Annotated in this window: 7 protein-coding genes; all 7 read right to left on the reverse strand. The window is 44.1% G+C overall.

The genetic code is table 11. The annotated features are described in order from the left end of the window. Nucleotides 1-13: 13 nt before the first annotated feature. The gene (locus tag A3761_RS19215) at nucleotides 14-715 is read right to left on the reverse strand and encodes a hypothetical protein (protein ID WP_068511629.1); all 702 of its coding nucleotides are present in this window, start codon (nucleotides 713-715) and stop codon (nucleotides 14-16) included. 6 nt (nucleotides 716-721) lie between these two features. After that, nucleotides 722-1,639, reverse strand: coding sequence for a hypothetical protein (locus A3761_RS19220; RefSeq protein ID WP_082865326.1), 918 nt, complete (start codon nucleotides 1,637-1,639; stop codon nucleotides 722-724). A gap of 244 nt (nucleotides 1,640-1,883) precedes the next feature. Next, nucleotides 1,884-2,912 carry an RNA polymerase sigma factor RpoS gene (gene rpoS, locus A3761_RS19225; protein WP_068513624.1) on the reverse strand — a complete coding sequence of 343 codons (1,029 nt, stop codon included), beginning with the start codon at nucleotides 2,910-2,912 and terminating at the stop codon, nucleotides 1,884-1,886. A gap of 116 nt (nucleotides 2,913-3,028) precedes the next feature. Continuing rightward, entirely contained in the window at nucleotides 3,029-3,904 is an 876-nt protein-coding gene (locus tag A3761_RS19230) for a peptidoglycan DD-metalloendopeptidase family protein (protein ID WP_082870306.1), read from the reverse strand. A gap of 179 nt (nucleotides 3,905-4,083) precedes the next feature. After that, the gene (locus A3761_RS19235; protein WP_231877391.1) at nucleotides 4,084-5,025 is read right to left on the reverse strand and encodes a DUF368 domain-containing protein; all 942 of its coding nucleotides are present in this window, start codon (nucleotides 5,023-5,025) and stop codon (nucleotides 4,084-4,086) included. Nucleotides 5,026-5,064: 39 nt separating this feature from the next. Further along, nucleotides 5,065-5,694, reverse strand: coding sequence for a protein-L-isoaspartate(D-aspartate) O-methyltransferase (locus tag A3761_RS19240; protein WP_068514134.1), 630 nt, complete (start codon nucleotides 5,692-5,694; stop codon nucleotides 5,065-5,067). Between the two features lie 38 nt (nucleotides 5,695-5,732). Further along, on the reverse strand, nucleotides 5,733-6,446 hold the full coding sequence (surE, locus tag A3761_RS19245; protein WP_231881261.1) for a 5'/3'-nucleotidase SurE: 714 nt from the start codon (nucleotides 6,444-6,446) through the stop codon (nucleotides 5,733-5,735). Nucleotide 6,447: the final 1 nt, after the last annotated feature.

The raw sequence follows: 6,447 nt of genomic DNA on the forward strand, positions 1-6,447 counted from the left end.
CATTTCTCAAGGTTCATTTCTGGCCTCCTTCTTGTTCTACAGAAGAACCAGCCGAGTCTTTAGCATAGTTGAGTATTGCTTCACTGCTATCAAGACGAGAAAGTAACACCTCAGGTGCTGCAGTGTGCTCTTCAGAGCGCAAAGAGAAATTCAACCAATGTCTCTTCCCTTCGTGTTTTTCAAGTTCAAACAATGTAAATGTACGCCCCAGGAGGCTGTCTTCCTGACGAAGCTTTTGCAAATACTCGGGCACCAAGTCACCGTTCAGGGTAATGCCTTCAATATGCATCTCCTTTCCTGAGGAGCCAATAATTATTGAGTTCAACCATAGTTTATCTAAGTTCTGGCGTGCAAGTGAGAGCAGAATATTAGAAAAGCCTTCATCATCTTTAACTACAACCGTATCTAGCATTTCGATCATTCGTTGACGAGCTTCAGCTTTAGCGTGCAAACGCTGATTAGCGGCGACTAATGACTCATCTTTTCTCATGCGTTTAGCTTTAACGCTTAGTGTTTCAAGGCGCTTTGCCATTTCTTCATTCTTTGATTTGATTACTTCAAGCTCTTGAGCTTCCTGCTTTAAGCTATGGCTAAGCCACAAGCTGACACCAATGAGCAAGAGCAAGGTGACAACAGGCAGAAGTATAATTTGTTCGAGTGGTAACTTTACGCGTTTTGGTTTGAAAGCGTCGGTATAGAGGTTTACTTGTTGCATATTGCTCTACCCCTCTCTCAATGCACTGGCGAGCGCGACAAAAGCTTGAATTTCTTCAAGGCCCAGATTTGCCTCGTCCTGCATAAACAAGGACATATCAAGCGGTTCGACTCTGGCGCCAATACTACCACCAAGCATATTTGCTAATGGCATATTGGGTGCAGGGCCCATCAGTGCAACCGTTTGCGGAGGAACTTGAGCCATCTGGCTTTCAAAGTAATCAAATGAGCGCTGGATTTCTAAAGATAATTGCTGAATAACCGAGTTTTGCTGCGCGACATCGTTCAGCGCTTGTAAAGAAAAGTCAAAATGCCTGGAAAAGTAAAGCGTGTCACCTTTAACCAACACAATCATTCCAGCACCGTGACGAAGATATAAAACCGCAACGGGTCTTTGATCATCATCTGCTAGTCGCAAGGCAATATTCCTAATCGCTAGCTCTGAGATCTCAATTGTTTCTAGTTCCAAACCAGACTTATTGACGAGATTCACGGTATCCTGGATTAAAGCTGACCGACTGGAAACAACATTCACCTGTTCCGGACGTCCTTTTAGGGCATCCTGAGGAAAATCATAGACATCCAGCACCGCATCGTTTACGTCATAGTCGAGTAGGTCTTTTAGCTTCCAGCGAACGGCATCGACGAGTTCACTCTCTTCAACTTTTGGCTTCTCGATAGGGTAAACTCGATACTGATCTGCCGGCAAAACGACGCGACAAGTTGCACCGTCGAGGCCATGCTCTTCAACAAGTGACTCCAGCACTGATACACGCTCTGCCGCATTGCACTCACGATAATCACACAATGTAATGAGCGCATTTTTGCCTTCATTTTTCGAAGCGACAGCAAGAGCTATACCGCTGGAGCGAACTTCCAGCCCTACTACTTGAGCTTTCGATTTCTTTTTAAATAGCGAAAACAAATACCTGCCCCTAGATCTAAATAAGCCCCTGAATCGGAGCGCCACCAGCCTTTTTAAAGCTTTTAGTTAGAATAGTTCAGTAAGTTACTGTTTGCAAAAGTTTTATACCACATAGAATTCAACATTAAGACCCAGACTCAGCAGCAGCGAATTTTAAAACTGTAAATGCAAAAATCCCCACCAAAGGCGGGGATTTTTTACTTACTCTGATGCCTGCACAAAATTTGCGGCATACATAAGAAGCTTAGAAGCAACTATTAAACAAGGTTTCGCCATTTAAGCCCTGCTTCTCAAGGATATCTCTGAGTCGCTTAAGTGCTTCAACCTGAATCTGACGAACTCGCTCGCGAGTTAGACCAATCTCTTTACCAACCTCTTCCAAGGTGCTCATACGGTAGCCACGAAGACCAAAGCGACGAGAAAGAACTTCTTGCTGCTTACCAGACAACTGATCCAACCAGCCATCAATGCTACCTTTAAGGTTACTATCCTGCAGCAACTCTGCAGGATCAGACGCTGACTCATCAGCAACTGTATCTAGTAATGATTTGTCGCTACTGCCGCCGATAGGCATATCAACAGAGGCAACACGCTCGTTCAAGCCCAACATGCGCTTAACATCAGCAACAGGCTTATCAAGCAAATCTGCAATTTCTTCTGGCGATGGCTCGTGATCAAGTTTTTGAGTCAACTCACGTGCAGCACGCAGATATAAATTCAGCTCTTTTACTACGTGAATAGGCAGACGAATTGTACGCGTCTGATTCATGATTGCGCGCTCAATAGTTTGGCGAATCCACCATGTTGCATAAGTAGAGAAGCGGAAACCACGTTCTGGGTCAAATTTCTCAACTGCGCGAATTAGGCCTAAATTACCCTCTTCAATCAGGTCAAGTAGAGTCAAACCACGATTAACATAGCGACGTGCGATCTTTACAACGAGTCGCAAGTTACTTTCAATCATTCTCTTACGCCCGGCCGCATCACCTTTCTGCGCCAAGCGAGCAAAATAAACTTCTTCTTCTGGGGATAAAAGCGGAGAAAATCCGATTTCATTCAAGTACATTTGTGTCGCATCAAGCTGACGGTATGACTGACTTTCTGATGAGCGACCGTCTATGCCTGTCTTCTTAGCTTTCTTTTTCGCGGTTATCGGAGTGACGACTGTCTCAGCCTCTTCCTCAAAACCCCAACTTTCAGTCGTTGTCTCTTCTGATTCAACGCCATCAATTTCTACTACATCGTCAAAGTACGCTTCTCTTTCTGCTGACATCTGTCTTGCCTCGCTTTTTATTGTTTGCTCATCAAGATCCTTGATGATGCAACCTAGCTGTTTAAATAAATACGCTACCAGCCTCGCAACTGGCATTTTTCCCTTTTAGGATAGTTTTATCTCGCAGGCAGATATTTCATTGGGTCAACCGGCTCACCATTGCGCCGAATTTCAAAATGAAGCATTACCTGTTTTGAGTCAGAGCTCCCCATCTCTGCGATCTTGCGACCTTTTATTATTTTTTGTCCTTCTTTAACTAGTATCCGCTGGTTATGTGCATAAGCGCTGAGGTAAGTTTCATTATGATTTATAATTACCAAGTTTCCGTAGCCTAACAAGCCATTGCCTGCATAAACTACTTCTCCATCAGCGGCCGCATATATTGGCGAACCCAAATTGCCGGTAATATCGACCCCCTTATTGAGAGTCGTACCCGCAGACTTCCCTTTGCTCATTCCACTTGAACGGGAAGTTCCTACAGAACCTTTTACAGAATACATGGCAAGTATCGGGCCAAGATGAGGCCACTGCCAATTTATGTTCTTGATGTGCTTGGTTTTTTTATCTCTTGTTACGTTTTTACCATTCTGCATAGTTTCTTTACGTTCTGTTACATTCCCTCTTCTCTTAGACCCTGATTTTGATATTTTCAAGTTCGATTTCTGTGAGTTTTTGCGACGTTCTAAATTTATTTTTTGCCCCGGCACAATCACATAGGGCGACTTTATTCCATTCTCTCTCGCCAACTCCTTCATCTCACGGCCATAGCGCCATGCGATGGCATATAAGGTATCTCCCTTACGTACAACATGCTGCCCAAAGTAGACTGGAGGGTTAAAGTTTTTATCTAGATATATTGATGGAGAGGTACAGGAGGCCAGAAGGAATAGCGTTAAGATACAAAACGTTACAAAAGCAAGAGGCCGCCTATTTTTTAAACACGCCAAATTACAAAGCGGATAAAAAGTAAACAATTCGACAAACCTCTCCATAACATATAGCTATAATATTTTTTTATTTAATTCTTTTTACTTCTTTAACTTAATGAAGAATATTAAGTTACTTAGCTAAGTCATTCATCTTCTATCTTATTCGCTCAGAATATAAGCAAATTAAACGTTACCGCAAAATACACCAGTGTTACCCTAAGAAACACTCTTATTAAAACAGATCACACACTTTTTGTGTTCTCTTTCTCATTATTTGCGCCCAAGCGGGAAAGCAGCAATACAATTAAAGCTGAACCAATGGCACAAATCACTGCAAGCACTAGATAGGAAGACTCTTGCGTTAAGGCTACATACTTATCCGGAGAAATATTAGCCTCTAACAAAGGTACTAATTCACCATGACGGTTTTCGCGATAGCTTAAAACCTGCTTCCAAGGCCAAACCTTGTTCAAGGCACCAATCATAAAGCCTGTTAAAACAGCCAAAGTCAGTTTTCTATAACGTGAAAATGTCCAAACAAGTAGTTTGGCAATGGACAAAATACCAATACCACACCCCAGCACAAAGACACTTAATACGGCGAGATCAAAGTCCTTCACCGCCCCAAGAATATAAGCATAGGTGCCCAGAATCAGTAAGATAAAGCTTCCGGAGATACCTGGTAGCACCATAGCGCAAATCGCAAGCACACCCGATAGAAAGGCGTTAAAGAGTGTTTGATCAATACTCGCTGGAGACATTGAGGTTAAGCCCCAGGCAAATACGGCTCCCAATAGCATTGCGATAACCAAGCCAACGCTCCACTCCCTTACTTCACGACCCACTATGTATACAGACGCCAAGATGAGACCAAAAAAGCCGGCCCAAAGAGGAATAGGAAAGTTAGCCAGCAGAAAAGTAATCACCTTCGCCAAGGATATTGCGCTTGTCACAATGCCAACAAACAGAGTAAGAAGAAAACTGGCGTCTGCCTTTTCCCAGACTCCTTTTAAGCTTCTATTTTTTAATGCTAGTAACAAAGTAGGAAGAATTGAATTTAAGGCTTGTAGCAGGCGCTCATAAATACCCGTAATAAAAGCAATAGTGCCACCACTAACACCCGGCACAATATCAGCGGCACCCATCAACACTCCCTTTATAAAAACCCATCCATCTATTTTCACATCTACCTCTTTATGGTGCCGTTTTGTATCTTAAATTTATTAGCGAATCGTTCCTGGAAGAAAGGGTACGAACATCGCAGGCTCAATTATCTTTTGTTCATAACTTGAGCCTTTTCTTGTGACAATAGTTAAGCTTTGTTGAGCATCTCCCAAAGGCAAAATCATCCGCCCGCCCTCTTTTAACTGACGAACCAGCTCCAATGGAATTTCTGTGGGCGCCGCCGTCATAATCACTGCGTCATACAAACCACGCTCCGGCCAGCCTATCCCGCCATCGGCATGACGAGTACTGATATTATTCAAGCCTAGCAGCTTAAAGCGTTGAACCGCTTTTTCTAACAGAGGATTAATTCTCTCAACACTATAGACCTCACCCACCAACTGAGCCAAGACCGCCGCCTGATACCCAGAGCCGGTGCCAAGTTCAAGAACTCTACGCGGCGCCGTTTGCAGCAACAACTCAGTCATTCTCGCAACAATATAAGGTTGGGAAATAGTTTGGTTGTGCCCAATCGGTAAAGCTGTATCTTCATAAGCCCGATGAGATAGCGCCTCATCGAGGAATATATGCCGCGGCGTATCCAGCATGACTGCCAATACATCCTCGTTGGTAATCCCCTCATCCCTGAGCCGCTGAATGAGTCGCATCCGGGTACGGCGCGAGGTCATTCCTATTCCTTCGAGATCAAGTGTCTGACTCACGATATTCAATCCTCTAAACAATCTTTTACTTGTGATATCAGCTCATGACGAGTCATATCAACTTGAAGCGGCGTTACTGAAACATAACCGTTCTTTACCGCGTCAAAATCTGTACCTTCTCCGGCATCGTCTCCCTCGCCTGCAAGCGATATCCAATATCGCTGTCGACCTCGTGGGTCTGACACTTCCTCTGGGGGAAGCCCTTTTGCCCGATGCCCCAAACGCGTGACTTTAATTCCCTTAAGCTGCTCATAAGGCACATCCGGCACATTGACATTCAAAATGGTTCTTTCAGGCACTTCCAAATCTTTAGAGCGAACCAATAAATCGAGTACCACTTTTGCTGCAGTTTGATAATGAAACTGACCCTGGTTCACTAGGGAAACAGCGATAGCGGGCTGCTTTAAAAACCGCCCTTCAATCGCTGCAGCGACTGTCCCCGAATATAACACGTCATCGCCAAGGTTTTCATGAGAGTTAATACCTGAGACCACACGCTCAAAGTCAAGATCAAAAAGTGATGAGACCCCTAGGTGAACACTATCGGTCGGCGTACCATCAATACAGTAATGGCCATTTGCAGTTTCCATTACACGCAAAGGGCGACTCAAAGTCAGTGAACTGCTTGCGCCACTATGATCACGATCCGGTGCAACCACCTTCACCTCGAACTTGGAAGATAGAACCTCCGAGAGTACCTGTATACCTTCAGCATTAATA

Source organism: Oleiphilus sp. HI0123 (assembly GCF_001635315.1).

Bases quoted from the DNA above. Each gene is read 5' to 3' on its own strand.
- A3761_RS19240 (WP_068514134.1), bottom strand. From the start codon at position 5,694: ATGACCTCGCGCCGTACCCGGATGCGACTCATTCAGCGGCTCAGGGAT.
- A3761_RS19230 (WP_082870306.1), bottom strand. From the start codon at position 3,904: ATGGAGAGGTTTGTCGAATTGTTTACTTTTTATCCGCTTTGTAATTTG.
- rpoS (WP_068513624.1), bottom strand. From the start codon at position 2,912: ATGTCAGCAGAAAGAGAAGCGTACTTTGACGATGTAGTAGAAATTGAT.
- A3761_RS19215 (WP_068511629.1), bottom strand. From the start codon at position 715: ATGCAACAAGTAAACCTCTATACCGACGCTTTCAAACCAAAACGCGTA.